The 26,955-nt window shown below is 69.4% G+C and carries 29 protein-coding genes and 1 pseudogene; 14 read left to right on the top strand and 16 right to left on the bottom strand.

Going from position 1 to position 26,955, the window contains the following annotated elements; all coding sequences use genetic code 11:
• The first annotated feature begins 50 nt into the window (after positions 1-50).
• The 3 genes from IE269_RS39535 to IE269_RS39525 all read left to right on the top strand — a co-directional run bounded on the left by IE269_RS39535 (position 51) and on the right by IE269_RS39525 (position 3,008).
• The gene (locus IE269_RS39535; protein WP_189828174.1) at positions 51-569 is read left to right on the top strand and encodes a hypothetical protein; all 519 of its coding nucleotides are present in this window, start codon (positions 51-53) and stop codon (positions 567-569) included.
• 308 nt (positions 570-877) lie between these two features.
• The gene (locus IE269_RS39530; RefSeq protein ID WP_318299689.1) at positions 878-2,041 is read left to right on the top strand and encodes a lipase family protein; all 1,164 of its coding nucleotides are present in this window, start codon (positions 878-880) and stop codon (positions 2,039-2,041) included.
• A 202-nt stretch (positions 2,042-2,243) separates the two neighbouring features.
• Positions 2,244-3,008: an alpha/beta fold hydrolase gene (locus IE269_RS39525; protein WP_189828172.1), complete on the top strand. Its 765-nt coding sequence runs from the start codon at positions 2,244-2,246 to the stop codon at positions 3,006-3,008.
• 78 nt (positions 3,009-3,086) lie between these two features.
• Here the strand turns inward: IE269_RS39525 and IE269_RS39520 are convergent, their stop codons facing one another.
• Positions 3,087-3,557 carry a PPOX class F420-dependent oxidoreductase gene (locus IE269_RS39520; RefSeq protein WP_189828171.1) on the bottom strand — a complete coding sequence of 157 codons (471 nt, stop codon included), beginning with the start codon at positions 3,555-3,557 and terminating at the stop codon, positions 3,087-3,089.
• 189 nt (positions 3,558-3,746) lie between these two features.
• Complete coding sequence (locus tag IE269_RS39515; protein WP_189828170.1) at positions 3,747-4,319, bottom strand: hypothetical protein; 573 nt, start codon at positions 4,317-4,319, stop codon at positions 3,747-3,749.
• 694 nt (positions 4,320-5,013) lie between these two features.
• Between IE269_RS39515 and IE269_RS39510 the strand changes: the two genes are divergently transcribed.
• The 3 genes from IE269_RS39510 (at position 5,014) to IE269_RS39500 (ending at position 8,752) form a co-directional block, all read left to right on the top strand.
• Positions 5,014-5,991 carry an NADPH:quinone reductase gene (locus tag IE269_RS39510; RefSeq protein ID WP_189828169.1) on the top strand — a complete coding sequence of 326 codons (978 nt, stop codon included), beginning with the start codon at positions 5,014-5,016 and terminating at the stop codon, positions 5,989-5,991.
• A gap of 262 nt (positions 5,992-6,253) precedes the next feature.
• Entirely contained in the window at positions 6,254-7,972 is a 1,719-nt protein-coding gene (locus tag IE269_RS39505) for an amidase family protein (protein WP_189828168.1), read from the top strand.
• Between the two features lie 186 nt (positions 7,973-8,158).
• On the top strand, positions 8,159-8,752 hold the full coding sequence (locus tag IE269_RS39500; RefSeq protein ID WP_189828167.1) for a transglutaminase-like domain-containing protein: 594 nt from the start codon (positions 8,159-8,161) through the stop codon (positions 8,750-8,752).
• Between the two features lie 338 nt (positions 8,753-9,090).
• Here the strand turns inward: IE269_RS39500 and IE269_RS39495 are convergent, their stop codons facing one another.
• Positions 9,091-9,681 (bottom strand): DUF4240 domain-containing protein, encoded by a 591-nt coding sequence (locus tag IE269_RS39495; protein WP_189828166.1) that lies wholly within the window; start codon positions 9,679-9,681, stop codon positions 9,091-9,093.
• Positions 9,682-9,787: 106 nt separating this feature from the next.
• Between IE269_RS39495 and IE269_RS39490 the strand changes: the two genes are divergently transcribed.
• Positions 9,788-10,675, top strand: coding sequence for a barstar family protein (locus tag IE269_RS39490; protein ID WP_189828165.1), 888 nt, complete (start codon positions 9,788-9,790; stop codon positions 10,673-10,675).
• 114 nt (positions 10,676-10,789) lie between these two features.
• Here the strand turns inward: IE269_RS39490 and IE269_RS39485 are convergent, their stop codons facing one another.
• Genes IE269_RS39485 through IE269_RS39475 form a run of 3 tightly spaced genes read right to left on the bottom strand, consistent with a single transcriptional unit; the run spans position 10,790 to position 12,456 of the window.
• A complete protein-coding gene (locus IE269_RS39485) occupies positions 10,790-11,404 on the bottom strand; it encodes a DUF4865 family protein (RefSeq protein ID WP_189828164.1) in 615 nt (204 codons plus the stop codon).
• A gap of 49 nt (positions 11,405-11,453) precedes the next feature.
• Entirely contained in the window at positions 11,454-11,864 is a 411-nt protein-coding gene (locus tag IE269_RS39480; RefSeq protein WP_189828163.1) for a (R)-mandelonitrile lyase, read from the bottom strand.
• Positions 11,865-11,880: 16 nt separating this feature from the next.
• Entirely contained in the window at positions 11,881-12,456 is a 576-nt protein-coding gene (locus IE269_RS39475) for a TetR/AcrR family transcriptional regulator (protein WP_189828162.1), read from the bottom strand.
• A 47-nt stretch (positions 12,457-12,503) separates the two neighbouring features.
• Between IE269_RS39475 and IE269_RS43530 the strand changes: the two are divergent.
• Together IE269_RS43530 and IE269_RS39470 are read left to right on the top strand one after the other, a co-directional pair.
• Positions 12,504-12,754 (top strand): annotated as a pseudogene (locus tag IE269_RS43530) (hypothetical protein); the annotation flags it as partial.
• Between the two features lie 112 nt (positions 12,755-12,866).
• On the top strand, positions 12,867-13,400 hold the full coding sequence (locus tag IE269_RS39470; protein ID WP_189828161.1) for a CbrC family protein: 534 nt from the start codon (positions 12,867-12,869) through the stop codon (positions 13,398-13,400).
• A 35-nt stretch (positions 13,401-13,435) separates the two neighbouring features.
• On the opposite strand, the gene IE269_RS39465 is transcribed toward IE269_RS39470, so the two are convergent.
• Positions 13,436-13,897 carry a hypothetical protein gene (locus IE269_RS39465; protein ID WP_189828160.1) on the bottom strand — a complete coding sequence of 154 codons (462 nt, stop codon included), beginning with the start codon at positions 13,895-13,897 and terminating at the stop codon, positions 13,436-13,438.
• A gap of 252 nt (positions 13,898-14,149) precedes the next feature.
• Here IE269_RS39465 and IE269_RS39460 point away from each other — a divergent pair, with 252 nt between their 5' ends.
• A complete protein-coding gene (locus IE269_RS39460) occupies positions 14,150-15,043 on the top strand; it encodes a hypothetical protein (protein ID WP_189828159.1) in 894 nt (297 codons plus the stop codon).
• Positions 15,044-15,407: 364 nt separating this feature from the next.
• Here the strand turns inward: IE269_RS39460 and IE269_RS39455 are convergent, their stop codons facing one another.
• Positions 15,408-16,100 (bottom strand): NADPH-dependent F420 reductase, encoded by a 693-nt coding sequence (locus IE269_RS39455; protein ID WP_189828158.1) that lies wholly within the window; start codon positions 16,098-16,100, stop codon positions 15,408-15,410.
• Positions 16,101-16,174: 74 nt separating this feature from the next.
• Between IE269_RS39455 and IE269_RS39450 the strand changes: the two genes are divergently transcribed.
• Positions 16,175-16,555, top strand: coding sequence for a winged helix-turn-helix transcriptional regulator (locus IE269_RS39450; protein ID WP_189828157.1), 381 nt, complete (start codon positions 16,175-16,177; stop codon positions 16,553-16,555).
• Positions 16,556-16,652: 97 nt separating this feature from the next.
• On the opposite strand, the gene IE269_RS39445 is transcribed toward IE269_RS39450, so the two are convergent.
• The gene (locus IE269_RS39445; RefSeq protein WP_318299694.1) at positions 16,653-17,498 is read right to left on the bottom strand and encodes a glycoside hydrolase family 19 protein; all 846 of its coding nucleotides are present in this window, start codon (positions 17,496-17,498) and stop codon (positions 16,653-16,655) included.
• Between the two features lie 365 nt (positions 17,499-17,863).
• Between IE269_RS39445 and IE269_RS39440 the strand changes: the two genes are divergently transcribed.
• Positions 17,864-18,373 (top strand): allene oxide cyclase barrel-like domain-containing protein, encoded by a 510-nt coding sequence (locus tag IE269_RS39440; RefSeq protein WP_189828155.1) that lies wholly within the window; start codon positions 17,864-17,866, stop codon positions 18,371-18,373.
• A gap of 357 nt (positions 18,374-18,730) precedes the next feature.
• On the opposite strand, the gene IE269_RS39435 is transcribed toward IE269_RS39440, so the two are convergent.
• The 4 genes from IE269_RS39435 to IE269_RS39420 form a co-directional block, all read right to left on the bottom strand.
• Entirely contained in the window at positions 18,731-19,357 is a 627-nt protein-coding gene (locus IE269_RS39435) for a DNA topoisomerase subunit B (RefSeq protein ID WP_189828154.1), read from the bottom strand.
• A gap of 111 nt (positions 19,358-19,468) precedes the next feature.
• Positions 19,469-19,789: a hypothetical protein gene (locus IE269_RS39430; RefSeq protein ID WP_189828153.1), complete on the bottom strand. Its 321-nt coding sequence runs from the start codon at positions 19,787-19,789 to the stop codon at positions 19,469-19,471.
• Positions 19,790-20,295: 506 nt separating this feature from the next.
• Entirely contained in the window at positions 20,296-20,589 is a 294-nt protein-coding gene (locus IE269_RS39425) for a DUF1330 domain-containing protein (protein ID WP_189828152.1), read from the bottom strand.
• Between the two features lie 46 nt (positions 20,590-20,635).
• Entirely contained in the window at positions 20,636-21,196 is a 561-nt protein-coding gene (locus IE269_RS39420; RefSeq protein WP_189828151.1) for a carboxymuconolactone decarboxylase family protein, read from the bottom strand.
• Between the two features lie 149 nt (positions 21,197-21,345).
• Here IE269_RS39420 and IE269_RS39415 point away from each other — a divergent pair, with 149 nt between their 5' ends.
• Positions 21,346-21,639, top strand: a complete 294-nt coding sequence (locus IE269_RS39415) for a winged helix-turn-helix transcriptional regulator (RefSeq protein ID WP_318299693.1) — start codon at positions 21,346-21,348, stop codon at positions 21,637-21,639.
• A 649-nt stretch (positions 21,640-22,288) separates the two neighbouring features.
• On the opposite strand, the gene IE269_RS39410 is transcribed toward IE269_RS39415, so the two are convergent.
• The 3 genes from IE269_RS39410 to IE269_RS39400 form a co-directional block, all read right to left on the bottom strand.
• Complete coding sequence (locus tag IE269_RS39410; protein ID WP_189828149.1) at positions 22,289-22,840, bottom strand: chloramphenicol phosphotransferase CPT family protein; 552 nt, start codon at positions 22,838-22,840, stop codon at positions 22,289-22,291.
• 307 nt (positions 22,841-23,147) lie between these two features.
• Complete coding sequence (chrA, locus tag IE269_RS39405; protein WP_189828148.1) at positions 23,148-24,353, bottom strand: chromate efflux transporter; 1,206 nt, start codon at positions 24,351-24,353, stop codon at positions 23,148-23,150.
• Between the two features lie 263 nt (positions 24,354-24,616).
• On the bottom strand, positions 24,617-25,264 hold the full coding sequence (locus tag IE269_RS39400; RefSeq protein ID WP_189828181.1) for a TetR/AcrR family transcriptional regulator: 648 nt from the start codon (positions 25,262-25,264) through the stop codon (positions 24,617-24,619).
• 165 nt (positions 25,265-25,429) lie between these two features.
• On the opposite strand from IE269_RS39400, the gene IE269_RS39395 reads away from it, so the two are divergent.
• On the top strand, positions 25,430-26,905 hold the full coding sequence (locus tag IE269_RS39395) for an MFS transporter (RefSeq protein WP_189828147.1): 1,476 nt from the start codon (positions 25,430-25,432) through the stop codon (positions 26,903-26,905).
• Positions 26,906-26,955 lie beyond the last annotated feature (50 nt).

Genomic DNA, 26,955 nt, shown 5'->3' with positions numbered 1-26,955 from the left:
GTCGCTCCGACGGCTTTGCGGATCACGTCGGCTCGCCTACCGTCGCCTGCATGAGCAGCGACGGCGTAGTGGTGGATGAGGCGGTCCGTGCGGCGTGGGACGCCTACCGGGTCCTGGAGAGGCGGACGTCCGCCGAGGAGCGCCAGGAGGCGCAGCAGCGGGTGAAGGCCGCGACGGACTCCGTCGGGCGGCAGGAGGTCGCCCGGGGCACGGTGTTCCTGGTGGGCGTCCTGACCGGGTACCTGATCGCCGAGCCGCCCGGCGGCGGGGAGAAACTCGATCCGCTGGGCGACCTCATCCCTGCCGTGATCCGCAAGCTGCCCACCTTCGAGTTGGCCGACCCGGAGCAGGTGCCGATGGCCACGGGAGTCCTCATGGCCGCCGCCATGGGCATGGACACCGTGGCATGGCGCGACGGATTCGGGGAGATCGAGCCGAAGGAGGCCATGGTCCACGGCTTCGTGCTGTGGCTGCTCGCGGACCTCTTCGACTCCCTGGTCGACAAGCCCGGCACCATCGACCAGTTGATGCGCGAGACCTTCGATTCCATGGGCACCGCGCAGGACTGACGCGGGACACCTACCAGGAGGGGCATGAGGCGGCAGGGATCGAGCGGGAGCCGGCCGATGGAACATCGAGCAGTGGTGGGACTTCGCCGACCGTCTGCCCGGCGCGGCGCCGCAGACCTGAACAGGCCAGGTCTCAGCTCCCTTTGATGGTCTCGGGCATCCCCCACGCCCTCCGAGGGGGGCTTTCCCCCTGTGGGGTTCGGGGGGTCGTCCCATGTCCCGGCGGGGCGGCCGACGTGCATGATCCACCCATGAACTTAAGGCAAGCGAGAGTACGAATTCTGGCTGGCGCAGCGGCACTTGGAGGGGTGTCCGCCCTGCTGGCCCCCGCGTCGGCAACAGCCGAACCCAGCACCGAACGGGCCCACGGAGGGGCCGTCGTCTCCGTCACCCAGGCGGCCGACTTCACGGCCGAGGAAGTGGCCGCGGAACTCCACGAAAAGATCGACGCGTCCCGGGTCCGCTACGGCGTAACCGCCTACCGGGTCGTCTACCGCACCACCAACAGCGCGGGCGCTCCCACCACCGCGAGCCAGCTCGTCGTCCTGCCCAAGAACCGGACGCGCCACCTGTCCACCGTCTCCTGGCTGCACGGCACCACCGTCTACCGCAAGGACGTCGCCTCGGAGAACCCGAAGGCGAACGACCGGCTCGTCTCTCTCCTCTTCGCCTCGACCGGGCGGGCCGTCTCGGCACCCGACTACGTGGGCCTCGGCTCGGGCGAGGGCTTCCACCCGTACGGCGACCCCCGGGCCACCGTCGCGGCCTCGGTGGACGGCCTGCGCGCGGCCAAAACTGTCGCCCACCGCAACGGACGGGAGCTGAAGCGGAAGGTTCAGGTGGCCGGGTTCTCGCAGGGCGGTCCCGCGGCCATGCTGGTGGGCCGGGCCCTCCAACAGGATTCCGCCGACCGCTACTTCCACCTCGGCGCGCTCGCCCCGGTCAGCGGCCCCTTCGACCTCTCCGCCTTCGAGGCCGACGCCGCCAACGACAAGATCCAGAAGTCGAGCCTCTACCTCGCCTACTTCGCCACCGCCTGGAACAAGACATACGGCCTGTACGGATCCCCCAGCGAGGTCTTCAAGTCCACCGACCCCAACTGGGTGGAGTCCCTCTTCGACGGCTACACCAAGGCCAACGACATCCGGGATGCGCTCCCCAAGACCTCCGAAGCCCTGTTCCACCAGGATTTCCTCAACAAGATCCGTAAGCCCGAAGGCCTCCTGAAGGAAAAGCTGCGCGCACTGGACACCACGTGCGACTGGCGGCCGAACGTACCAGTGGAGATCTTCTACGGCCAGCTCGACGAGGACGTCGCCCCGCGCCACGCGATCCACTGCGCCGACCAATTGACGCGCAACGGCGCCGCACACCGGGTCACCAGTGTCGGCAACTACGACCACAGCGTCTCGGTGCGGCAGGCCGTGCCCCGGATCGTCGACTTCTTCGACAGGTCGGCGAAGACCGGCTGACGCGGGCCATCGGCACGAGGTCCGACCCCGTGACGACCACCATCGTCACGGGGCCGTTGCCGTGCGGGACGGCGTGGGCGGAATGCTTCGCTCAGCGACGCGCGCACCGCCGCATCCCCCCGGCTTGCCTGACTGTTCGTCATGTGCAGTGGATCCGCTGCTGAGCAGGGCATTGTCAGTGCTGCCTCCTACCATCCACACCATGCGTCGATTCTTCATGGTGGGCGGTCGGAGACTGTCGTATGTGGACTTCGGGGGTCCGGGGAGGCCGCTGCTGGCTCTGCACGGGCACTACAGCGAAGCGTTGGTGTTCGCTCCGTTGGCTGCGGCGCTGGCCCCCGCGTGGAGAGTAATCGCGCTCGATCAGCGCGGGCACGGGGAGTCCGACCGTGCTCACAGTTACGAGCGGGACGAGTACGTGGCCGATGTTGCGGCCTTTCACCGGCAGTTGGGCTTCGGTCCGGTGGCGATGCTGGGCCATTCGCTGGGCGGGGTGAATGCCTACCAGTTCGCGGCCCGGCACCCGGACAAGGTCAGCGCGCTGATCGTCGAGGACATCGGTGCGGTTGTGGACTGCGACTGGACGTTCACGACGCGCCTTCCCGGCGTCGCGCCTTCTCGGGAGGCCCTGGCCGCGGCCCTGGGTGCGGCGGCACCCTACTTCGAGCGTTCCCTCCGTCAGTCGGATCAGGGCTGGGGTTTCTCCTTCGAGATCGCCGACACCGTGGCGTCCCAGAAGGCGCTCAACGGTGACCACTGGGACGACTGGATATCGGTGACCTGCCCCACGCTGCTGATCCATGGAACCCACAGCGACGAGTTGACGCCCGAACACGCCGCAGACATGGCCGCCCGCCGGGCCGTCGGTGTCCACCGGGTCGAACTGTCCGCCGGGCACGTCGTGCACCACGATGCCCCCGACCACTTCGCCGCTGCGGTGACCGCCTTCCTACCCGGATCATGCTGAGCAAGGGACTTCATTACGGGAACTGGTCGTGCTCCCCACGGCGATCAGGTGCCCGGCCGCGGCGGCGCTCGGGGAATCTCAGTCCTCGGCTGCCAGGTGGGCTGGGAAGCCGCCCGTAGCGACGGGGCCCCAGCGCCTGGGAACCACCCTGATCAGCGACTTCCCCTGCTTGACCATCGCCTCGCGGTACTCGTCCCAGTCCGGGTGCTCTCCGGAGATGCCGCGGAAGTACTCCACGAGGGGTTCGACCGAGTCGGGAACGTCCAGCACCTCCGCGTCACCGTCGACCTGCACCCACGGGCCGTTCCACTCGTCGGACAGCACCACCACGCTGACCTTCCGGTCACGGCGGGCGTTACGGGTCTTGGCGCGCTCCGGGTAGGTGGACATCACCAACCGGCCCTCATTGTCGACACCGCAGGTCAACGGTGACGCCTGCGGGGATCCGTCCGCGCGTCGCGTCAGCAGCAGTGCCCGGTGCCGGGGGCGGATGAACTCCAGCAGTCCGGCGAGATCGACCTGGGAGTTGGTGGCGATCGTACGGGGCATGCGGGGAACCCTTCTGGAGGTGGACTTCTTCAGGTGAACTTCGCAAGTTGGGCGGTGAGCTGGCGAGGTGCCGGCTCCTGCCCACACTTACCCCACGGGCCTCGGCACTCACCCTCGCTGCGCGCAACGGCGGGCACGGAGCACGGACCGCTCGCCGTCCTGGGCGAGCGGCCTGCCCACCCGGGCAGCTCAGCGCCGTGTCGGCCCCGCCTGCCCGGTGGTGAGTGTGCGGCAGATCCAGTCGGCGATGTACGTGCTCATGGCGTCGCTGTGGCGGACCCACCTGAAGTGGTCCAGCTGGTGGCCGTCGGCAAGGTCCTCGGTGTAGTGCCACCGGCTCACCGAGGCAGCCGGGATCTTCTGCAGCAGGTGGGTCACCGCACCCGGTGGCGCCAGGCTGTCGTTCTCCACGTCGACCGCGAGGACGGGGAGTTTCAGTTGCGCGAGCGCCGCCTCGTAGTCGGTGTCGCTTCCCCGCAGTGTGTACCGGCCGGTGCGGCCCTGCCGTGCCCAGTCCCGCATGACCGCCGTGCTCTGGGTGCCACCGAAGCCGAGCCGTTCACCGGGCCAGTGGCCGAGTGCCGTGGCGACGGCTGCGAGGAGCTGGCTGCCGACCAGGGTGAGGGGCCCGCGCACGGGACCGAACCCCCGCCACCAAACCGACCCGGCTGCTGTCAGTACGACGGCTTGCACCCCGGTGAGCCCGCTCGCGCTGCTGAGCAGTGCCAACTGGCCGCCGAGGCTGTGCCCGACGAGTACCACCGACGAGTACCACCGGTGAATGAGGGAGCGCTGTGGAGACCGCGTGCACGACGGCGGGAAGGTCGTGATCGACCATCTCCCGGTACCCGTAAGCCACTCCGCGGCGTGCCACCGGCGTGCTCTCGCCCTGGCCACGCAGGTCCGTGACCGCTACGTGCAGACCGCCGCGGTGCAGGCCGTGGACGAAGGGGGTGTAGTACCGCGCCCGTGTCCCCACCGCCGGAACCACGAGCGCCACCGGGGCGTCCGGCTGCCGGGTGCGCCGCAGTCGCACGGCGAACTCCGCGCCTCCCGACGACCGCACCCGTATGCACTCTTCGGCGGCCCCTTCCTCCCCCCGGCGGCCTGCCGTCGGACCTACGTCGCCCGTGTCCGCCGTCCTTGGCGCGGTGTGTCGATCCTGATTCGTCATCCGGGTGCCTGTCCTTTCACCGATGTCGATGGGGCGCGGCCATTCCTTCGAACTGTGCAAGCAGCAGATTCCGGGGGGCGTTCATCCATCCATGTCCTTCTGGGCAGCAGCGCTGCGGCGAGCAGGCCAGGGACCGCTCCCCCTCGGTCTCCATAGACAGTGTCTACCAGGAAGGTGTAGACACTGTCTACGCCAGGGAAGGGCAGGGCTTCCGCCTGCCGCAGCGCCCTCCTTCAGAGCTGCATCCGAGCGGCCGCCCCGGCCGCGGACAAGGGAGAGACCGTGCATCTCATTCGCGCTCATGAGTTCGGCACCGCCGATGTGCTGCACTACGTCGAGGACGAACCCCCGAAGCCGGGCCCCGGCCAAGTGCGCGTGCGACTGCACGCTGCCGGGGTCAACCCGGCCGACACCTATGTCATCACCGGGACGTACGCCTTCCTGAAGCCGCAGTTGCCCTTCACTCCCGGCTGGGACGGCGCCGGCGTGATCGATGCGGTCGGTCCCGAGGTCACCGAACGGGCGCCGGGCCAACGCGTATTCGTCGCCGCCCTGCCCCTGGGCTCAAGCGGAACCTACGCGGAATACGTTGTGACCGGCGTCGAGTCGGTGCACCCTCTCCCCGAATCCCTCACCTTCGAGCAGGGGGCGGCCGTCGGCATCCCCTGCCTCACCGCCTATCGAGCCCTGTTCCAACGGGGCGGCGCCCGCGCCGGCGAAACGGTGCTCGTGCACGGCGCGAGCGGCGGGGTCGGCATCCCGACGGTACAACTCGCCGTCGGCGCGGGGCTGTCCGTCATCGGCACCGCGGGCAGCGACGCAGGGCGGGAACTCGTACGCGCGCAAGGAGCCCACCACGTCCTGGATCACACGCAGGCCGGCTACCTGGAGGAGGTTCAGGAACTGACCCACGGTCAGGGAGTGGACCTCATCGTCGAGATGCTCGCGAACGAGAACCTCGAGAAGGACTTCGACGCCCTGGCCCGGCGCGGACGGATCGTGATCGTCGGCGCCCGAGGTCCGGCCCCGTTCACATCGCGCAAGACGATGATCGCCGAGGCGGACATCCGAGGCACCGCGCTCTGGAACATGCACGGGGACGAGATGGCGGAGGCCCAGGCGGCGATCTCCAGGCAGTTGGACAACGGAACACTGACGCCCGTGGTCGGGCGCACCTTCCCCCTGGCCATGGCAGCCGAGGCCCAGCGCTACCTGATGAACAGCCACGCCCACGGCAGGGTCGTCCTGGACTGCGGGTGAGCACCGGCCGGGCTTCGCCCTGCTTAATCGGGCATCCGACGTGGGCATGGACGCGCTCCCCGGCGATGCCGGTCCGCTGTTCCGCTGCGCGAGGATGGTCGGTCGGCTCCAGCTCGGCGGAGGGGTGCCGGACGAGGGGACGGCCGTTCCGAGACGTACCGCGCACGGCTCCCCCTGCGCGACGGCAATCCCCCCGCAGGCCCAACGCGAGGGCCCTGTGGGGCTATTGCGCACAAGCGGGCGGCTGTAGTCGGCTTGGCCCATGAGACCCCTCACGGTGCGGAAGTCCACGGACTCCTCCCCCGCCACACACCACACGGCCCGGCCCGGCACACGTACCGCAGCGACACTGGCCGTGTCCGCACTCCTGATCTCCTCCTGGTGGACATCCCCCGCCGGGCCCGCACACGCCTCCGAGGTCCGCCCCGCAGCGGGGTCCTCCCCGGCCTCTCCGGCAGATGCGGAACTGCGGGGCATCGACCTGAACACAGTGACGATCCCCCAGCTCCAGGCACGCATGGCGAGCGGGGCCCTCACCCCTTCGGGGCTCACCCGCGCCTACCTGAAGCGGATCAAGGCGATCGACCCGAAGATCCACTCCGTGCTGCGCACCGATCCCACCGCCCTCCAGCAGGCTGCCCGGAGTGATGCCCGCCACCGGCGCGGCGCCGCCCTCGGTCCGCTCGACGGCATCCCGGTGCTGATCAAGGACAACGTGGACACCAAGGGCCTGCTCTCGACGGCGGGTTCGCTGGCTCTTGCCACGGCCGCCCCGCAGAGGGACGCCGGCCTGGTCACCCGCCTGCGTGAAGCGGGAGCGGTGATCCTCGGCAAGACGAACCTGTCCGAATGGGCCAACTTCCGCGCCGCGAAGCCCACTTCGGGCTGGTCCGCGGTCGGCGGCCAGACACACAATCCCTACGTCCTCGACCGGAACCCCTGCGGATCCTCGGCAGGCTCCGGGGCCGCGCTGGCCGCCTCCCTGGCCCAAGTGGCCATCGGCACCGAGACGGACGGCTCCATCGTGTGTCCCGCCGGGATGAACGGAGTGGTCGGGCTCAAGCCCACCCTGGGCGTGGTGAGCGGCCGGGGCGTCGTGCCGATCTCCGCCGAACAGGACACCGCCGGACCCATGGCGCGCAATGTCGTCGACGTAGCACTGACACTGGCCGCCCTGCGGGAGAAGCGGGACAAGGCGTACGTCACGGGCGAGGGCGCGGCACGGGCGAGCGGCACGACCGCCGATGGCAGCGCTCAGGCAAGCATGCGGGGGCGGCGGATCGGTCTGTGGCGGCTGCCGTCGCTCGGCAAGGACGTGGACAAGGTCATGACGACGGCCGCGCAGCGTCTGCGGAGCGCCGGTGCGACGGTCGTCGAGGTCACCCCGCCCTACCAGGACCGCCTGGCCGAGCTGGAATTCCCCGCGCTGCTGAGCGAGTTCCACCGCGACATCAACGCCTATCTCGCCGGACGGCGCGGCCCCCGGAACCTCGCCGAGCTCACCGCGTTCCATCGCGGCACCCCTGCGGAGCAGACGTGCTTCGCAGGGGTGGAGTTGTTCGAGAGCGCGCTCACGGCGCCGCCCACAACCGACCCCCAGTACCGGGCCGCGCGCGCCGAACTCACCAGGCTGGCACGCAAGTCGATCGACGACACGATGGCCGCCCACCGCCTGGACGCCATCGCCACGCCGACCAACCCGCCCGCCTGGACCACCGACTGCGCCCGGGGGGACAACGACGTGATCCCCTCCTCCACTCCCGCCGCCGTGGCCGGATACCCCTCCCTCTCGGTTCCGGCCGGATCCGTGGGTGAACTGCCCGTCGGGCTGCTGCTCATGTCCGGGAAGCACAAGGACGAGGCGCTGCTGTCCCTCGGCGCACAAGTCGAACAGCGTCTGCGGGCGTGGCGCGCCCCGCGCTACCTCCCGACGCTGCCGACTCCCACCGCGTCCGAGGAGCTCCGCGGCACTGGCCGCTGAGCAGGCACCAGCAGGCGGCCGCACCTTCTCGTGCGGCCGCTCGGGCATCCCGGGTGATGGTGCGCGGCCCCTGTGGTCGGGAGTGGCCGCGCACCATCCATCACAGCCCCCGACTCGCTGCATAGATATACGCGCCTCCGCAAATGCATTGACTCACAGGTGGTCGCATTTCTATGCTCGTGCGCCATGGAGCTGATCCAACAAACCCCGGACCTGTCCGCCTACTTGGCCGCCGACGAAGTCATCGACCACCACCATCCGTACGTACGGAAAACGGCCGCGCGCCTGGCGGAGGGCGTGGCCGACTCGTATGCCTATGCGCGCGCGGCCTACGAATTCGTACGCGACACGATCCCGCACTCGGCGGACTCGGGCGACCTGCGCGTCACTTGGCGCGCCTCCGACGTACTGGAACAGGGCACCGGCATCTGCCACGCCAAGGCGCACGCCCTCACGGCCCTGCTGCGGGCCGAGGGCATCCCCACCGCCCTCTGCTACCAGCGGCTGGAGTACGACGGGGCGCAGGGACACTGCCTGCACGGGCTGGTCGCCGTGCGCTTCAACGGAGCCTGGCACCGGCAGGACGCGCGCGGCAACAAGGAGGGCGTCGACGCACAGTTCTCCCTCGGCGGCGAACGGCTGGCGTGGGTGCCGCAGGAGGAGCGCGGGGAAGTGGACTACCCGGTGCTGTACGCCGCGCCGCACCCCGACGTCGTACACGCACTCCAAGAGGCCTCCGACCGGCCCCACTTGTGGGAGGCCCTGCCGAACGCCCTGTGAGCCCGGCTGGTCAGCGCGTCGCCTCGCGCAGCTGCGCCGGGGTGTTGTGGTCGCCCTTCGGGGCGCACCGGGTCGGCCAGCTGCGCGGCCTCCAGCAGCTCCTGGACGCGCCCGCTCGCGCAGCCGCCGGGTGGCGTCGTCGGCGAGTCCGTGCACGGTGATCGCGCTCGTACGAACGTCCGGCACGATCCGTGCCGGGCTCCCCCACGGGCCCCCGCCGCTCCCGACGGTCGAACACCGACGCCACGACCTCCACCCCTCGTGCCCCAAGGAACCCCGGAGGACCGGGCAGGAGCGCACGCGTCACGAGCCGGTATGGACGTGCGTCTCCTGACGGCTCAGGGCTGCAGCGTGACGGGGAACCGGGAGCTCAACTGCGGCAGCCTGAGCGCTGCTTCGACCTCGTCCCGCACGTCCCAACGCTTCCCAAGAGGTTCCCGGACCACCTCATCGGCACCCTGTTGGGCGTCCACGGCCTCGTGGAAGGTGGAGAACCCGTCCGACCCCCGGGGCGCACGTTCGTAGGCTTCGGCCGCGACATAGTCCAGTTCCTCCCACTCCGGCCAGTCGTCATCGCCCCAAGCACCTCGCGGACGGCCCACCAAGCGCTGTACTTCAGGGACTTCGGCCAGGGTGTCGGGCGACTGCACCACCCGCTCGAACGCACTGCGGCCCAATCCGACCACCCACAGACGGAAGTAACAGAAGCCGTCGTCCGAGCACCAGCCGCCGAAGATCCGCTCAGCAGCAGCCCAGAGCTCCCAGGTGAACCCCAACTCGCACAGACGGTCAAGGCATACCTGGAACCCCACGACCTCACTCACAGGCTTTCGCGCCAGCTCCTCCTCCAGCCACGCAAGCCGTTCAGCCCGGCCGTGAGCCTTCGCCCGGCATTCCTCGATGAGCTCCCAGAAGGAATCGATGTCCACGGCGAACACGATGACAGGCACCTCTGACAACCGTGGCAGGACGGCACAAGCGCCGGGGCGTCCTCCCTGATCACGGCCCTCCGCCAACGGCCCGTAGGCTGCGCCCATGCCGTCCGAAGATGACTCGCAGAACACCGCCAAGCACTGGCAGGAGTGCACGGATGTGTACGACTTCCTGGACCAGATCCGCCTGCGACCCGGCATGTGGCTACCACCGCAGAGGTCCCTTCACCATCTGGAATCCATACTCGTCGGCTACCAGGTGGCGCTGGGTGTGCACTCCGTCGACGAGCACTTCCCCTTCTGGGGCGACGGCCCTTTCAACCAGTGGCTCTGCGAGCACTTCGGCCGACCCAGCTCACTCAACTGGGCCACTCAAATCGAGCAGGAGACGTCCGACGGAGCCACTCCTGTCGAAGAGTTCTTCCGGTTGCTGGACGCCTACCGTCGTCACGCCGCCTCGGAGCAGAAGCCGAGCACTTCGGCATCCGGCCGGCCCGGCATCGAGTACATGGGCGACACCTTCGTCACCCTCTTCCGGCGCCAGCGGCTCCTCGAGGAGGCTGTGCGGCGCCTCGAAGACTGCGACTTCCGTGTCGTCCGTCTGGCGGCGGGCCAATGGAACACGGAACGGGACATGCACCGTGCCGTCGCTGCTGCCCTGCGGTTTCCCGACTACTACGGCCACAACCTTGCCGCACTCCACGACTGCCTCGGCGACGTGGCCTGTTACGGCGGCTACGACGACTCGGCGGAGGGCGCGGGGCTGGTCCTCGCCTTCAGCGACTACGACCGGTTCGCAGCTGCCTTACCCCGGGCGGCGCAGTGCGTACTCGACATCATCGCCGGCCGGGCACGTGAAGCGGCCGTACTACAGCGGCGGCTGATCTGTCTGGTCCACAGCAACGACCCCTACATCCATTTCGACCCGGTCGGCGCCATGCCCGTTCTGTGGAACACCGACGAATGGACGGACTCCCACCGCCGAGACTAGCGAGGGAGTGTCCGAGGCGAGGCCGGGCTCGGCGTGGTCAGGCGGTGGGTCATGTTCGCAGTGGCGACCCAGTAGGCCCGTGAGGATGATGCTCCCGATCGCAAGCAGCAGGCGCTACCAGCTCCGGCCCTCCGGCAGGTCGCCCAGGCCGGGGGCGGACAGGTGCAGCACCTTGTAGCGCTCGGTCGCTTCCTCGTCCGGCTCGGAGGAGTCCGCCCACACCACGAACCGCAGCAGTTGCCAGTGGTGGGGGTCGACGGCCAGTGCAGCGGTGTGTACGCCGTCCTGTCCGGAGAGCCGTTTCAGTTGTTCGACCTCCCGCTCGATCAGCGCGGACAGGCCCAGTCCGGTGCCGTCCGGGTCCGCGTCGGCAGGTATCGGTACGAGACGGCGCGAGGCTGCCTGGGGAGTTGCCGAGCGGGCGGGGCCGGCATGGCAGGCGATGCCGGCCCAATGCCGGGCGACGGGGCGGCCGAAGTCCCGGACGATGTTCTGGAATCCTCCGCCGCCGACGAGGAATTGGGCCATCGCGCCGGTGTCGTTCCAGAGGTAGAAGGGGGCGTACTGGTTGACCGGCGAGCCGTCGACGCCGCGTTCACGGATGACGTACGCCTTCAGACCCAGTCCGGCCCGGTCGTCGAGGACGTGGCCGCCCTCGGCGACCCGCTTACGGATGATCTTCATGTCGTAGTAGGCGGGCAGGGTGATCTCGTACTGCTTTGCGTACACGGGCGATGCTGCCTTCTTGGTGGGTAATCAGTGGGTAGTCAGCGGGTGATCAGTGGGCGAGCAGGCCGGTCAGGTACTCGGCCTCGGTGACATGGGGGCCGCGTTCGGCTTCGGTGCCGCCCTCGGCGACTTCCTGGACGACCAGATGTGTCATGAAGGTGCGGGGTGAGGCTCCGTGCCAATGCCACTCACCCGGCGCGATGCGCACGCTGTCTCCGGCGCGAATCGTGTGCACCTCTCCGCCGCGGCACTGGACGAGCCCGGTCCCCTCGGTGACGTGCAGAACCTGGCCGAGGGGGTGGCGATGCCACGCGGTTCGGGCGCCCGGCGCGAAGTGAACACTGTCGACCCTCAAGCGCGAGGGTTCCTCGGGCGCGGCGAGCTCGTCGACCCATGCCGCGCCGGAAACCCACTCGGGTGGTGCGACGGCGGTGGGCTGCGGCGTACGGGAGACACGCATGAAACGCCGGACCTCTCTACTCGTGGGTGGTGGGGACATGAGCGGCCAGGAGGCCCAGCACCCCGGTGACCGCCTGGTCGAACGGCTGCACCGAGTCGGCGGCGCGCGCCAGGACGTAGCCGCCCTGCAGTACCGCGACGACCGTCGCGGCGGTCGCCTGCGGGTCCAGCGCGGCACCCAGTTCGCCGCGCTCGCGCCCCTCGGCCAGCAAGTCGGCAAGGCGTCCCCGCAGCCAGGCGAGGGTTTCGTCGACGGGGGCCCGCAGCGCAGGGTCGGCCATGACATCCGGGTCCTGGGTGAGGCGCCCGATCGGGCAGCCCTTGAGGACGTCCCGCTCCCGGAGCAGGTACGCGGTGATGCGATCCACCGCGGTCCCCGGTGCGGAGAACTGCTCCTCGGCCCTGACGCGCATCTCCTCGGCGGTGCGCCGGATCGCGGCGAGCGCCAAGTCCGGCTTTCCGGCGAAGTGGTGGTACATGCTTCCCTGCCCCGCGCCGGCCCGCTGCTGGATCGCCTTCGGGCTGGTGCCGGTGTAGCCGCGTTCCCACAGCAGCTCGCGAGTGCTCTCGATCAGACGTTCCGCAGTGCTCATGCAGGAAGTGTACATACTAGTAGGTACAGTAGCTCTCGAGTGCTTGGCTCGACCTGATCCATGCCGCAGCCGCCCGGCGGAGCGTCACGGTCCGCGTGATCCTCGACTTCGAGCACGTCAGTGCATACGTATGGGCTGCGGCACACGCCTTTCACGAGCCAGGCACCGCCGAGGCCGATGCGGGCTGGCCGATCGCCACCGGTGTCGTCGAGGGCGCCTGCTGGCACTTCACAACACCCGCGAGCACGAGCGTCTCTCTCCCACCCCCGACCAGCAGGACTTCCAACTCACCGCTTGATCACGGGCCTGCTTGCGGACAGACTGCGGCCCATGAGGTTCACAGGCACGCCCCCCGAAGCACAGACCACCGGCGTCGAGGCGGATCTCTCCATTCAGCGGCAGACTCACCCGTGAGTACCGGCCTGCCGCACTTTCGCCACCACCCCGACCCCGTCGCGAGCGGGTCCGTCCGCGAGAGCGCCGAGACCTGCGTCTGCTGCAACCGCAGCACGGGGTGGATCTATACCGCTACCTTCTACACGGCCCGAGAGGTCAGTGGGAGATTCTGCCCCTGGTGCATCGCCGACGGCAGTGCCGCGGAACGGTTCGAAGGCGAATTCACCGATGCATACGGGTTCGAGGGCCTCAGCGGGGAGACCGTCGAGGAGGTCACCCGCCGCACCCCCGGCTTCCAGGCCTGGCAGGATCCGTACTGGCTTGTCCACTGCAACGACGCGGCCGCCTTCATCGGCGAGGTCGGATACGCCGAACTGGCAACCCACCCCGAGGCACTCGACCAGCTTCGACTCGACCTTCGGATGGGTGGTTGGCACGACGCGTCCCGGCTCGAGAACTTCCTGACCCACCTCGGGCAGGAGGCAAACGCCATGCTCTTCCGCTGCACCGTCTGCGACACCCATCTCGCCTACGCCGACGCTTCCTAGCCACAGCTCGGCCCAGCATGTACCCCTTCCCTCTTTCAGTCGTAGAAGAAGAGCTCAAGGTCCTCGACCGACCCCGGCCCGGTGAGGAAGCCCTCGGCCTTCGCGATCTCGTCTTCTGGCGGCAGCTCCCCCGCAAGGAGACGCTGCATCCAGATCTCTCCCTGCTCGCCGACCGCGTAGATGCCGGACAGCAGCTCGGTCATGCCGGCAGGGTTTGGCGGGACGCGCCCGGCGACGGGGTGGAGCACCCAGCCGCCCGACCGGGCCGCGAGCCGCAGGACGCCGGCCCAGTTCGCGATCCTCCCGATGCGTACGTGCCACGAGTCCTCGGTGAACGGGGCCATCCGCCCACCGTGGAGAGGGTTGGTGGCGGCAGCGATGTCCTTGATGACCTGCCGTTCTACGGCGTCACGGACCCAGCGCCCTTCCTGCGCCTCTTCGACGGCGGCCTCCCACCACTTCCACCCGCCGTCGAGTCGGTCCTCGCATGCGTCCATGCGGACAGGCTTCCATGCGCGATGCCGCAAGCATTCAGGGGGCGCCGGTCAGGCCGGGAAGTCGTGGGGCACGCGGCGGCGCCGGCAGCCCGTCCGGTTTTGACGGAAGGTCGCGTTCACGAACTTCCACAGGTCGTACGCTCCGGGACTTCTGGTCAAAGTCCTTACCAGTGAGGTGAGTTGACAGCACCTTGAATGAAATGTACACGCCTACTGCTAGCCTCCTCCTCGTCCATGGAGGAGGGGCACCGAGTGAAGAAGAAACTACTGAGTTTTGCGTCCGTGCTGGCACTCCTGACCGGAATCGCCACTGCCTCGACATCGTCCGCCTACGCCGCCACGGACAGGAGTGGGGCGGAACGGCTCAACATCCCGACCAGCAGTGCCTGCAGGGCGGGCCGCACCGTCATGCAAGGCATGGTCGCCGGGCCTGGCGGCCAGCTCTACATCATTTTCACCAAGGCGAGCGGGGCGGAGCCGGTCCTGTCCAGGTGGTTGCGCGACGGCTCCACCTGGGACGGCAACAGTTGGACCTGCGCCGGGGCGCCGACCTCCATACCCGCGCTCGGCCACGGCAACGACCTCGCCTACCACCCTGACTACCGGGGCCAGGGCCCTGCCCTGATCGCCACCCAGGGAAGCCAATCGGCTTACCACAGCCCGGATGTGACGATCATTCACCTGGACTCGGCCGGAGCCATTGGCGCAAGCGAGGTGGTCCGTCTGCCCATCGGCAATATCAGCGGCTTCTGCTACAGCGCGACGGCGGCCGGCGGAGCCGGGAAATACGCTGCCCGCCGCGCGGGCAACCTGTGGACCCATCCCGGTTCCGGTTCGCTGACGAGCGGATGGACGCTGGTGAAGAGCAACCTGACGACTCACGACAATCGTTCCGACCAAGGCATTGACTGCTCCGAGAACTACATCTGGAACACCAAGTCCATCAACAGTTCAACGCCCGCCACCGGGTGGAACTGGGTGTACCAGTACAACTGGTCCGGAGGTGACGTGGAGACCGACATCGGAATTCCGGGGGACGACCTTAAAGACGAGATCGAAGATGTCACCCACGTTGGGGGCGACTTCTTCATCAGCGTCAACCGAAACGACGGGCGCCCGGACTCCGTGAAGGTCTTCACCGAGTGAAGTCCCTTCCTCCGCAGTGCTGAGGACGCGGCTCCGTCCAGCGATCCGCACACGCACACGCACACCTCGGGCGCGGTTGTCGTTCCGCGCTTGAGGGCGGTCGCTTTCGCTGGTCGGAGCCGTACAGGTCCTGTGGCTGAGTGACGGTGCCGCCTCCGCGGAGCTGTGGAAGCGGGCTTCCGTCCCTGGGGTGCCGGTGAGCCCTTCCCCGGGCAGATGTCGTCGCCCGAGGAGCACGACCCGGCCGTTCTGCTCGCGAGGTGGTGGGCCGCGTACACCGCGGTCGACGAAGACGACGACGTACTGTCGTCCGACCCGGTCAGCAGGGCTGCGTCCCGATGTGGGGTGCCGGTCCGGATGCCGCTCAGAAGTCCCGGCGCGAAGCCGCTGTGCCGTCCTCCGCCTGCGGATCGCCCGGGCCGGCCGCGTATGCCAGCGGAGGGGCGATTGCCTGGGCGTCCGCCCCCTCGCCGACCCACAGCCCGATGAAGAGCGCGGCCGTCGCTTCGAGGAGTCCGGCGCGTTCGAGGCCGCCGCCGGCCACGGGGGCGCAGCCCGTGTCCCGTACCAGCTCATACACATGATCGAGGGCGGTCTCGTCGTCTCCGCAGACCGGGACGGCCAGCGGTCGCCCGTCAAAGCCGGGTGGCCGCATGCGCCACACGTCCTCGTGGCAGAGGTTGAACGCCTTGACCACGAGGGCTCCCGGCGCCGCCGCCGCCAGTTGCTGCGCGGCCGAGGGTCCGCCTTCCGTCAGCAGCAGGAAGCCCGGCCCGACCGGGTTGGAGCAGTCGAGCAGCACCTTGCCCTCCAGGGCCGCGCCAAGGCCCCGTACCACCTCCACTCCCGCCCCGAACGGCAGCGCGGCCAGCACCACTTGACCGAACTCGGCCGCCACGCGCAGACTCGCGGGTTTCGCGCCGCCTCCGATCCGCCGCGCCAGCCGCTCCGCCTTGTGCGCGTCCCGTCCCCCGACGACCACCTCGTGCCCGGCCCGCACCCAATGGGTGGCGAGCGCGTCGGCCATGTTGCCCGTGCCCAGTACACCGATTCTCATCACGCGGTCCCTCTCCGTGCCTGCTTCGACCGTTCGTACCGACGCTAGAAGGCGGCTCGGGCACCATTTGGTACGTGACGACCGACGCCTTCCTCGCCGACTGCCGTGCCCGCCTCGCCTTCGACCTGCTCTCCAACACCTGGAACGCCGTGGTGCTCTGGGCGCTGCGCGACGGTCCCCGGCGCCCGGTCGAACTGCGGGAGCGGATCGGGGGCATCAGCTCCAAGGTCCTGACCGAGACCTTGCGGCGGCTGCAGTTCAACGGACTGGTCGACCGGCAGGAACACTCCGGCGCGCCGGCACGGGTCGAGTACCGACTCACCGCTCTGGGGTGGACGTTGCTGGGGCCCATCGACGCCTTCGGCGCATGGGCCTTCGAGTACGGCGACGAGGTGATGGCGGCCCAGGAAGCAGCGTGTGCCGAGGACCCGCAGCTTCCTCATCCACCTGGCTAGGCGGCCCGCCGCTGTCGATGCGGATCGCCTGGAGCCCGGCCTGCGGTGGCAGACCGGGCTCCGACGTACGCTTCCGCTGCGACGGTGGCTGCGGTGGTCAGCAGCTCAGGTTGGATCCGGGGGTGACGCCCAGGATCTGGGTGAAGTTCTGATAGCTGTTGATACGGCTCTGCACCTGCGCCGGGTTGCGCCCGTCGCACTCCAGGTAGCCGTTGATGGAGCGAATGGTCTCGCCGAAGCCACGGCTGTTGACCATCGCGTCGTGCGGCGTCATGGTGCCCGGCCCGTTCTGCGTGTTCCAGTACCAGAGGCCGGTCCGCCAGGCGATGGACGGGTTCTGCTCGACCAGGTACGGGTTGCGCAGCAGGTCGATGCCGAGGGCGTCGCCGGCCGCCTTGTAGTTGAAGTTCCAGCTCAGCTGGATCGGGCCGCGTCCGTAGTAGGCGGCCTGTCCGGCGGGGCAGCCGTAGGGCTGGGCCGCGTCGCAGTAGTGGGGGTAGTTGGCGGTGTTCTGCTCGACGACGTACCGCAGTCCACCGGTCTCGTGGTTGACGTTGGCGAGGAAGGCCGCGGCTTCCTGGCGGCGGACGGTGTCGTTGCCGGTCTTGGTGAACGCGGGGAAGGCCTTCAGGGCGTCGACCAGGCCCGCGTACGTGTAGAAGCTGTTCCGGGTCGGGAACATCTGGTTGAACTGGGCCTCGGAGACCACGAATCCGGAGGGGTCGGGATCCTGGCCGCCTCCGCCGCCGCAGGTGCCCTGGTCGTTCCAGACGCCCCACTGGCCGGTGGTGCCAGGCGTCTCGCCCTGCGTCCACCACTTCGCCTGGTAGTTGTGGCCGCCGTACGAGACGGTCATGCCCTGGGTGTAGACCGCGCCGGAGTTCCAGGCGGTGGCGCAGGCAGCGGCTGCGGCGGTGGTCGCGGTGAGGAGGGGGAAGAGCACCGCGAGGAGGGCCGCGGCGAGGAGGGAGGCGAGGAGCCGGGGGAATTTCACTGCGGAAGTAGGCGTGCGTAACACGACATCACATCCTCGGTGAGGGGGGAATTGGCCCGAGCCAACCGCATTGGTCTGGACCTGTCAAGGTCCAGACCAATGGTGCGCCGGTTCCGTCCGGCGCGAGCGGGAAGGCCCGTCGTGCCATCCCCGCCCGGTTCCGGTGGTCAGCGGGTGAGGGAGACCGCGAGGGGCCCGTCTGCTCATGCCGTCAGCGCCATGACGTCATGGCCGCATTGACCTTGGACGTCTCAACTGGCCGCCCTTAGCGTCTTGTTGAGAGCGCACCGAGATCACAGCGAGGAGACTTCGTCATGGTCAACAACACCGTACGCACTTCGTTCGGCAGGCTCGTCCCGCTGTCGTTGGCCGCCGTGGCCCTGAGCGTCTTCGCCGTGGCCAGTGCCCGTGCCGATGCCTCTGCCGCTGCCGCTGCACCGGAGAGAACCCACGTCGAGGTCATCGAGCTCCAGCTTCAGGACCTTCAGTACGAGGCCATCGATCTCGGCGCGGCAGGGCCGAGCCTGGGCGACACGAGCGTGTACTCCGGCACTGCCGTGTCGAACGGCCGCGCTGTCGGACGTGGGGGCGGGTCGTCCCAGGTCGTTGGCCTCGACGGGGCGAAACGCACGTCGCAGGTCGTGATCACGCTGGAACTCGACCGGGGCGCCCTGACGATGCAGTCACTGCGGACGGGCGAGGCGAGTTCGCTCGACATGGCCATCACCGGCGGCACGGGGGACTTCCGCGATGCTCGGGGCACTGTCCACTACTGGAAAATCGGCACCCCGGACGAGAAGTTGCGCGCCGAGATCCTGCACTGACGAGTCTCGGCGACGCCAGCACAGGCCCCCGCACCGGTGCGCGCCGGTGCAGGCCGGGTACCGCTTCGTCGGTCGGCGGCCCGGTGCCATGGATGACGGCTTCGGTCACGGTCGCCAGGAATTCGGCCAGGGCCCCGTACCCGGGGGAATCGAGTGGGCCTGACGGGGGCTCTGACCGAAAAGGCACCCTCCGCTACGAGATCCTGCTCCTCCTGCTCTGCCGCCCCGGGTCGCTGAGGATCACGGCATGCCGAGTCAGCGGCCAACGGGGCAGTTCGGCTCGGTCGAGGAGAGGGGCCGGTCCATCCCGCAAGTTCGAAGCAGGAAGATCGCTGCCCGAACCCGAAGGTGATCGGTTCAGGTGGTGCGGTGGTCGTCGATGCTGACGCAGAGGTGCGGCCACGATGCGGTGAGCTCTGCGAGGCTGTCGGCTGTGGTGCCGTTCGCCGTGCCCAGTCGCCGGTCCGGGAGGAAGTGGACGGTGGTCCCGGTCGTGCGGTTGTCGGGGATCGGCTGCAGGCCGGTGCTGGGCACTCCGTGTTCGTACCGCTGGGTCCAGGAGCCGTTGCGGCGGCGGTTGGTGTGGACGAGCCACGTGCTGAGTGCGGCAACGGTGGACATGCCACAGCGGGAGCGGGCGTCGGGCAGGAGCGGCGCGTCGGGGCGGTCGAAGAACCTGAGGTCTTTCGTCGCCATGACCGGCTTCTTCACGCTGTGGCCGTGCTCGTCGAGACGCGTGTCGGTGCCTCGTCCGTTGTCGGCGACGGCTACGGAGCCGTCGGGGTGGAGGGTGATGCGGCAGTGTCCGCCCTGGCCGCATTCGGCCTCGTCGGCCGCGTAGGCGACGACTTCGAGGATCAGGTGCAGGACGCCGCCGGGGGCGAAGGCGGCCGGGTTCCGGCGAATGTGCTCAAGATGATCGAGGTCGACAGAACTCGCCCAGTCGTGCGTGGTATTGCGCCAGGAAGCCCTCGGTGTATCCATCCAAGAAGTATGCGGGGCGGCAGGCGAGAGGGCGGGAGGGGGGAGGAGCGGAAGGGGCCGGCTCCGGCTCATGGTGACTCAAGGACGGCGCAGCCCCCGCTGTCCGCATGGTCACCACACGTCGATGGCCCAGACGTCGCCCTTCTGATGTCCGTCCGGATCAGGGTCGCCCGACCCGTACGGGTCGGGGTCGGCGATGACGTGGATGCGGGCGGCGGAAGCGGAGACCCGGTAGCAGGCCATGTCACTCGACGTGTTGTCCGTGTCGAGTTCGATCGTGCGGCCGAGCGCCAAGACGGCGGCCCGCAGTTCCTCGAAGGGGACGCGGGGTGCGAATTCCCCGTACTCCCGCAAGAGCGGTGACGGCACGGTGTCCGGGGACTGGTCGTACAGCAGCCGTTGGACCTTCACGCCGAAGCCGAAGCACGACATCGGTCCTGGCTGTCCCGGCCGTCCTGGCCGTTCTTGCCGTCCTGGCTGGTCCGGCGAGAAGTTGATTTCCACGAGCCCGTAGTCCCGCCGCACCCCCCCCACCGGGAACATCGAGGAATGCCGCCCCCAAGGCGGCCTCCCAGGCTTCCGGGCCGGCACCGAGGCCGACTCCAAGCGCATCACCGCAGGTGGCGACGTGAGAGTAGAAGTCCAGAGCAGACACCTGCCAACTCCTCCAACTGTGCGAACGGAACACCTCGTCAGAGCCCCAAGGTGCCGTCCCCGCGCTCGAAGTACGCCAGGACCTCGGCCGCCGGGACGTGCCCTCCGTGCCCAGTGATGTCACCTCCGGAACCCGTACCGCACTGTAGACGCGCAGGCCGCGAGGTCGAGATGGCGCCCGACCCCGGTCCCGGCCCCACCTCCGCCGACGGCGACGCCGAGTGAGCGACCGTGCCAAGGCCTGTCCCGCAGGGAGCTTCGGTGAAGATCCGACCTGACCTCGGTCAGTCGATGCCTTCGACGATGCGGAAGTCGCGCTCGACGCCGTCGGAGAGGGCGAGCAGCGCCTCCTGGTAGGCCGCGCTCGCGTGCGCCGCGACGGCCTGCTCGAAGGTGTCGAACTCGACCAGGACGGTGCGCTCGGCGATTCCGGCGTCGTGCGCCGCGACCCGACCGCCACGGACAAGAACCCGACCGCCCGCTGCGGCGACGGCCGGACCGGCCAGCTTGTTGTAGGCAGCCAGCTTTCCGGGGTCGGAAATGGTGCGGTAGGCACTGACCCAGTAGCCCTTGGGCATGGTTCCTCCAGTTTCGGGATGAGTGCGCTTGATGGGCGAGACGTTGTCACTGTGTGGGGAAGCGGGTGGCCCAAGGTTCCTCTTCCAGGAGGAGCCCGTTGGCCAGAAGGCTGATGGTTCGGTACCAGCCAATCAGTACGAGGAGTTCAAGTAATTGAGCGTCTTCGTAGTACATGCGCAGGGCGTCCCAGGCGGACTGTGTGAGCTGGGCCGTACCGTTCAGTTCGTCAACCGCGTGGAGCAGAGCCGTGTGGCGTGGCGACCATGGCGCGCCGGCTGCTGCGTCGGGCCGGGTGGTTGCCCGGAGTTGTTCCGGGCTGAGTCCGGCCTGCGGTGCCAGGGTCGCGGCGTGGACGCCCCATTCGTAGGCGCAGGCGGACCGCGCGGTCACGCGGGCGATGACGAGTTCCCGGTCTGCGGCGGGGAGCAGCCCGTGGCCCAGCAGTCCGGCGCCGAGGGCGAACATTCGCGAGGCCAGCTCCGGGTTGCGGTGCAGAACGCGGAACAGCGTGAGTGGCTCGTGCGGCGCGCCTGGGGGCATCCATCGGCGGAGCGCCCGGTCGATGTCGGCGGGGTAGGGCGGGGTGAGCGGTTCGATGCGGGGCATCACGGCACCTCCTGCTTCGATTTTCGAATCACTATGATGCTTCGATAGCCGAAGCGCAAGGAGTGAGCATGGAAGAAGCCAGCACGCCACGTACGGGGGTGCCACGTCCGGGGGTGCCGGTGCGGGGGTCCGCGTCGGGGCGTCCCGTGATGGCCGCACTCGACCTGCTCGGACGGCGTTGGACGATGCGGATCCTGTGGGAGCTGAGGCAAGCTCCGACCGGCTTCCGTGAATTGCAGCGCCGGTGCGAGCGCATGTCCTCCAGCGTGCTCAGTACCCGGATCGAGGAACTGTCCGCCGCCCGCCTGCTCACCCTGGACGACGACGGCTACCGCCTCACCCGGCTCGGCCAGGACCTCGTCGAGGCGCTGAGCCCGCTGGACGCGTGGAGTCGACGCTGGGCCGAGGAAACGGGACCTGCGACGGGAGGAGGGTCGGGCTGATCAGCGCGTGGCTGGTTCGATCACGGTGACGGTGCCCAACGGAGGCCGCGCGGCCGTCACGTACGGCTCCGAGGCTGAACGCGTGGCTCTGCGGGCCGAGTTCGAGCTCTCGTGGGGCAACGCCGAAGTCGATGACTCGGGGGCCGTCGACAAAGATCAGACGGTGCGAGTGCGAGCCGGTTGGCGAGGGTGCGCAGCGAGCGCTCGGACAGCGGACCGTGGTCGTCGGCGACGACGGTCTGGGGGTCGGGACTCGGTCCGTAGCCGGTGGCCAACCAGGGCATCGCGGCAGGCGTGTTGAAGTCCAGGACCGGCGCGCCGTCCAGTCCCCGCCCGCGCGCCTCGCCCCGTCGACCTGGCCGGCCGACTCGGGCCGCACCAGGTTCACGGCGACGGTCTGTCCCCCTTCGGGCCGCGCGAGGTACACCCCGGCCCATGCCCGCTCCCCCAGCACGCCGAGCAGTCGACAGCACCCCATCACTCACGGATCGTCCGGGCTCGGAGAGTTCACGCAAACCACCATGGCCGTCCGGCTGCGGTGGTAGACGTACGAGCGTGAAACGGTGCTCGATCCGGCCGCTTTCCTGGCGACGATGACGACCCGGCCGACCAGCCGTCCACACACTCCGAGCCCGTGACGCGTCCGGATTCAGAGATACCGTGCGCGAAGACGGGTGAAGGCGGTCGGTGTTGGTCTGCGCGGGAGGAACTTCTTGATCAGCTCGGCGCATTCGCGCAGGTCCGTTGTGCTGGTGTCGCATTCGACGTCGTAATCACCATGCTCATGGACCAGGTCGTACTGCAGCGCCGCAAGACCCGAAGGACGATCACCACGCGCCTCTTCCCTGCGGGCCAGTTCGTCCAGCGAGCAGTGGACGCCGACGAACAGCACGTCCTCCGGAGGCAGCACGTTCAGGCAGTCGACAAGCCGCCACGGCTCGCTGAGTACATGATCGACGATGACATCGTTGCCCACCTCGGCCATGGCCGCGATCGAGCGGTGGAAGCCCATCCGCGTCCGGCGCAAAGCGGCATCGAGGTCATCCGGGCCGAGGTCCCGCTTCGTACGCATGGCGTTGAAGCTGTCGACCGCCAAGTGGAAGAAAACGCCGTCGTCCAGGATCTTGAGCAGCTCGCCGGCGATGCTCGACTTCCCCGAACTGGACGTTCCGTTGAGGAAGATGATCCGGCCGACCGTCATGCCCACATGATCACACGGCCTTCCCGACCCGGACGAGGCAGCCACCCGCAACGGACTTCCCGCCCACTCACTGCGAGACAGCTGCACCCGGGGGCCCGCGTGGCATCTGCCGCGCGGGCCGACGTCGCGTCAGCGTGCGAGCCAGGCCTGATCGGCCGTCTCGGCGATGACGGTGCCCTCCTGCGCGATCAGGGCGTCGCCCGAGGCAGCGGCGAACATGCCAGCCGTGACGTCGGTGACGACCGTGCGCCAGGAGCCGTCTCCGGCCGACGCAGCGTCTGCTCCTGGGGCAGGACGTGTCTCGGGCTCAGGTGAGGGGCAGCCCGAGAGCGGCTGCGGCGGCGCCGAGGGTGCCCGCTCCGAGGAGAGTGGTGACCACGCCCCGGCGGGCGGCGAACAGGGCTCCGGCTGCGGCGGCCAGCAGTGCGTACTGCCAAGGGCGTTGCAGGGCCAGCGCCAGAGGAAGGGCGGATCCGGCAATCGCGCCGATGACGGTGGGGCCGGCTCCGGAGAGGAAAGCCTGGATGCCGTGGTGGGTGCGGAGCTTGTCGAAGCGGGGGGCTCCAGCGATGACCATGGCGAAGGAGGGGGCGAAGGCGGCGAGCGCGGCGAGGAGGGCGCCGGTGAGGCCCGCGGCAGCGTAGCCGACGACGGCGATGGTCTGGACGACGGGGCCGGGGGTGACCTGGCCGAGGGCGACGGCGTTGAGGAACTGGGCGTCGGTCATCCAGTGGTAGCGGTCGACGGCGTCGGTCTGCATGAGCGGGATGATGACGAACCCGCCCCCGTACGACAGTGCCCCGACCTTCAGCGCCACCCAGATCAGAGCGGCCAGTCCGCCGGTGGCGGGCGGCAGGACGGCCAGCAGCGGCCACGCGGATGTGCGCCCCGTACGACCGGTGCGGCCCGTACGGTCGGTGCGGAGCATGCCCGCGGTGCGGACGGCGACCTCGATCAGGCCGGTGGCGATCAGTACGACCACCAGCCAGGGCCCGGTCAGGGCGGCGGCCGTGGCGCCGGCGGTGAAGTAGCCGAGCCACCGGCAGCGGGCGGCGCGCCGGACCCCGGCGCGCTGCCAGCTGGCGGGGATCAGGTCCACCGCCGCCTTCACCGCCACCGCTGCCACTGCCGCCCCGGCCCCGGCGGCGGCCCCCAGCAGCCAGTCCGGCGGGTTCCCGGTGAGGAACAGGGCGGCCAGGGCGATGATCAGGACCAGGCCGGGGACGATGAAGCACAGCCCGCCGACCAGCGCGCCCGCGGTGCCGCGCAGTCGCCAGGCGCTCCAGATGGCGAGCTGGGTGGAGGCCGGTCCGGGCAGCAGGTTGGTGGCGGCGATGCCGTGCTCGAACTCCTCCGCCGCGATCCACCCCCGGCGCGTCACGCAGAGCTGGCGCAGCATCGCGATGTGCGCGGGCGGGCCGCCGAACCCGAGGGCTCCGATGCGCCCCCAGGAACGGGCGATCGTCCACAGCCCGACCCGCGAGGGTGCCGTGCGCTCCTGCTCGGGTTCCACCGGTTCTTCTCCCCCTGGACGGCCGGGATGTTCCGGCCCACCGGACGCTACGCGGCGTACGTGACGTACGGGTGAACCGATTTGCGGCGGGGCTTCGAACGGGCGGACCGGCTCGCTCAGGGCCGCGCGGGGATGCCCGCCGTGCGCAGGAGGGCGGCGAGGGGGCGGTTGTGCATCCGGTGGTCACCGCCCGGGACGATTCCGCCGCGGCGTGCGATCCGCCGCGGCGTGCGATCCGGCGCGGCGTGGGACCCGGCGCGGTGTCAGGCCCCGGCCTGAAGGCGGAGGCCCGCCAGGGTCAGGTCCAGGGCGGCGAGGAACTGGTCCCTGTCGTCGTGCCCGGCGAACTCGTCGGCGATGGCCGTCACGAAGGGGAACTCCGCGGCGTCGAGCCCCCGCCACGTCTCCGCGAAGCGTTCGAGGAACTGGTCGCGGTCGACCTGGCCGTCGAGGACCTCCTGGGGCAGTTCCATGCCGAGGTCCGCGGCCGTTCCGACGACGACGCCGAGGACCGCCGAAGCGGCGTGGAAGCGCTGGCGCGGCGTGAGGTCGAGGCGCAGCGTCTGGCGGCCGATCTCCTCGTACAGCCGCAGTGAGTTGCCCTGGACGTCGGTGTTGCGCATGAAGTAGGCCGCCAGCCAGGGCCGGTCCATGATCGCGTCGAACAGCGTGACCGCCATCGCGCGCAGGTCGGCGATCGGGTCGTCGCTGCCCGGCAGCGCCCGGACGGCGGTCAGCACCTCACCGATCACATGGTCGGTGGCGCGGTCGAAGAGTTCGTCCTTGCCCGCGACGTACCAGTAGATGCTGCCGACGCCGGTGCCGAGCCGGGTGGCCAGGGCGCGGAACGTCAGCGCCGGCTTGCCCCCCTCGTCGAGCAGGGCCACGGCCGCGGTGAGGACGGCCTCCATGGAGTGCGAAGCACGTTGCCGCGCTCGGGGAGGGCTGTCGGCGGGGCGTGTCTGGGGGCGTGCCATGCCGCCATTCAATCACAATTTGCACTTCTATCGAACTGCGTTCTATGCTCCGAATGGAACGTCGTTCGATAGTCGGCCGACGCCGAGAGGAGAGCCGCCATGACCGCCCCCAGCACCGTCACCACCACCACCGCCGCGCCGGCCCCGACGCGCACCTATACATCCCTGCGTGCGGCCTGGATACCGCTGGCCGCGCTCTGCCTGGCCTTCTTCGTCGAGATGGTCGACAACACCCTGCTGTCCATCGCGCTGCCCACCATCGGCCGTGACCTCGACAGCAGCACGACGGCACTGCAGTGGGTCACCGGCGCGTACTCGCTGACCTTCGGCGGCCTGCTGCTGACCGCCGGATCGCTGGCCGACCGGCTGGGACGCCGACGCGTACTGCTGATCGGCCTCGCCGTGTTCGGCCTGCTGAGCCTGGGCACCATCTGGGTCAGCACCGGAGGGCAGCTCATCACCCTGCGGGCGGGCCTCGGCATCGCCGCGGCGGCGATGGCGCCGATCACCAACTCGCTGGTCTTCCGGCTGTTCGACGACGAGAAGCTGCGCATGCGCGCGATGACCCTGATGATCGTCGTCGGCATGTCCGGCTTCGTCCTCGGCCCGCTGCTGGGCGGCACCGCGCTGGCCCACTTCCCGTGGCAGTGGCTCCTGATCGTCAACGCCCCGATCGCCCTGGTCGCGGCCATCGGGGTCCGCCTCGGCGTCCCCGCCGACCGCCCCGAGGACCTCACCAAGGACAGGCTCGACCTGCCGGGCGCGGCGCTCAGCGTCCTCACCATCGGCCTCGCCTGCTACTCGCTGACCAGCGGCGTCGAGAACGGCTGGTTCTCCGCGACCACCGTCGGCTCCGTACTCGGCGCCCTCGTCGCGGGCTGCGCCTTCCTCTGGCACGAGCGCCGCAGCGCCGCACCCATGCTGGACCTGAAGCTCTTCGCCAACGGCACCGTCCGCGGTGCGGCCATCGCCCAGATCGGCACGTCCATCGCGATGGCCGCGGTGATGTTCGGGCTGATCCTGCACTTCCAGTACGCCTACGGATGGAGCCCCGTGCGGGCCGGCCTGGCGAACCTGCCGCTCATCCTGACCATGATCGTCGCCACTCCGCTGTCCGAGTGGCTCGCGAAGAGGTTCGGCCACCGCGTCGCCTGCCTGATCGGCGCGGCCTGCCTGGCCGGCTCGCTGGCCGGTCTCGCCTGGGGTCTCGACCGCGGGTACCTCGCCATCGCGGTCTGCATGGTTGTGATGACCATCGGTCTGCGTACGGTGATGACGATCTGCGCCATCGCCCTGGTCGGCGCGATGCCGGAGAACCGTACGTCCATGGGCACCGCGCTCAACGACACCGCCCAGGAGGTCGGCACCAGTGTCGGCACTGCGGTGATCGGCACCATGATCGCCGTGCTGGTCACCACCCACCTGCCCGCGGGCACCTGGAGCGACGCCCTCGTCCAGTCCTTCTTCCACGGCGAACGGGTCGCCTACGCCGTCCTCGCGGTTGTCGTCGGTGTGATCGCGGCGGTCGGCGCACTCACCCTCACGGACTCCCGCACCACCGACGAGCACGTCTGATCGCCGCCGCGACACATGCATGGTCCCGCTTCAGAGCACAACCTTTTCCT

It is taken from the genome of Streptomyces spiroverticillatus, from assembly GCA_014650415.1.
Taxonomy (GTDB): domain Bacteria; phylum Actinomycetota; class Actinomycetes; order Streptomycetales; family Streptomycetaceae; genus Streptomyces; species Streptomyces spiroverticillatus.
Note: the sequence above shows the minus strand (reverse complement) of the source record. Positions and strands in the feature narration are given on the sequence as shown.

Coding starts and splice junctions, on each gene's coding strand:
- IE269_RS39535 (WP_189828174.1), top strand. CDS start 51: ATGAGCAGCGACGGCGTAGTGGTGGATGAGGCGGTCCGTGCGGCGTGG.
- IE269_RS39525 (WP_189828172.1), top strand. CDS start 2,244: ATGCGTCGATTCTTCATGGTGGGCGGTCGGAGACTGTCGTATGTGGAC.
- IE269_RS39520 (WP_189828171.1), bottom strand. CDS start 3,557: ATGCCCCGTACGATCGCCACCAACTCCCAGGTCGATCTCGCCGGACTG.
- IE269_RS39505 (WP_189828168.1), top strand. CDS start 6,254: ATGAGACCCCTCACGGTGCGGAAGTCCACGGACTCCTCCCCCGCCACA.
- IE269_RS39500 (WP_189828167.1), top strand. CDS start 8,159: ATGGAGCTGATCCAACAAACCCCGGACCTGTCCGCCTACTTGGCCGCC.
- IE269_RS39490 (WP_189828165.1), top strand. CDS start 9,788: ATGCCGTCCGAAGATGACTCGCAGAACACCGCCAAGCACTGGCAGGAG.
- IE269_RS39480 (WP_189828163.1), bottom strand. CDS start 11,864: ATGCGTGTCTCCCGTACGCCGCAGCCCACCGCCGTCGCACCACCCGAG.
- IE269_RS39475 (WP_189828162.1), bottom strand. CDS start 12,456: ATGAGCACTGCGGAACGTCTGATCGAGAGCACTCGCGAGCTGCTGTGG.
- IE269_RS39465 (WP_189828160.1), bottom strand. CDS start 13,897: ATGGACGCATGCGAGGACCGACTCGACGGCGGGTGGAAGTGGTGGGAG.
- IE269_RS39455 (WP_189828158.1), bottom strand. CDS start 16,100: ATGAGAATCGGTGTACTGGGCACGGGCAACATGGCCGACGCGCTCGCC.
- IE269_RS39440 (WP_189828155.1), top strand. CDS start 17,864: ATGGTCAACAACACCGTACGCACTTCGTTCGGCAGGCTCGTCCCGCTG.
- IE269_RS39435 (WP_189828154.1), bottom strand. CDS start 19,357: ATGGATACACCGAGGGCTTCCTGGCGCAATACCACGCACGACTGGGCG.
- IE269_RS39430 (WP_189828153.1), bottom strand. CDS start 19,789: ATGTCGTGCTTCGGCTTCGGCGTGAAGGTCCAACGGCTGCTGTACGAC.
- IE269_RS39425 (WP_189828152.1), bottom strand. CDS start 20,589: ATGCCCAAGGGCTACTGGGTCAGTGCCTACCGCACCATTTCCGACCCC.
- IE269_RS39420 (WP_189828151.1), bottom strand. CDS start 21,196: ATGCCCCGCATCGAACCGCTCACCCCGCCCTACCCCGCCGACATCGAC.
- IE269_RS39415 (WP_318299693.1), top strand. CDS start 21,346: ATGGCCGCACTCGACCTGCTCGGACGGCGTTGGACGATGCGGATCCTG.
- IE269_RS39410 (WP_189828149.1), bottom strand. CDS start 22,840: ATGACGGTCGGCCGGATCATCTTCCTCAACGGAACGTCCAGTTCGGGG.
- IE269_RS39400 (WP_189828181.1), bottom strand. CDS start 25,264: ATGGAGGCCGTCCTCACCGCGGCCGTGGCCCTGCTCGACGAGGGGGGC.
- IE269_RS39395 (WP_189828147.1), top strand. CDS start 25,430: ATGACCGCCCCCAGCACCGTCACCACCACCACCGCCGCGCCGGCCCCG.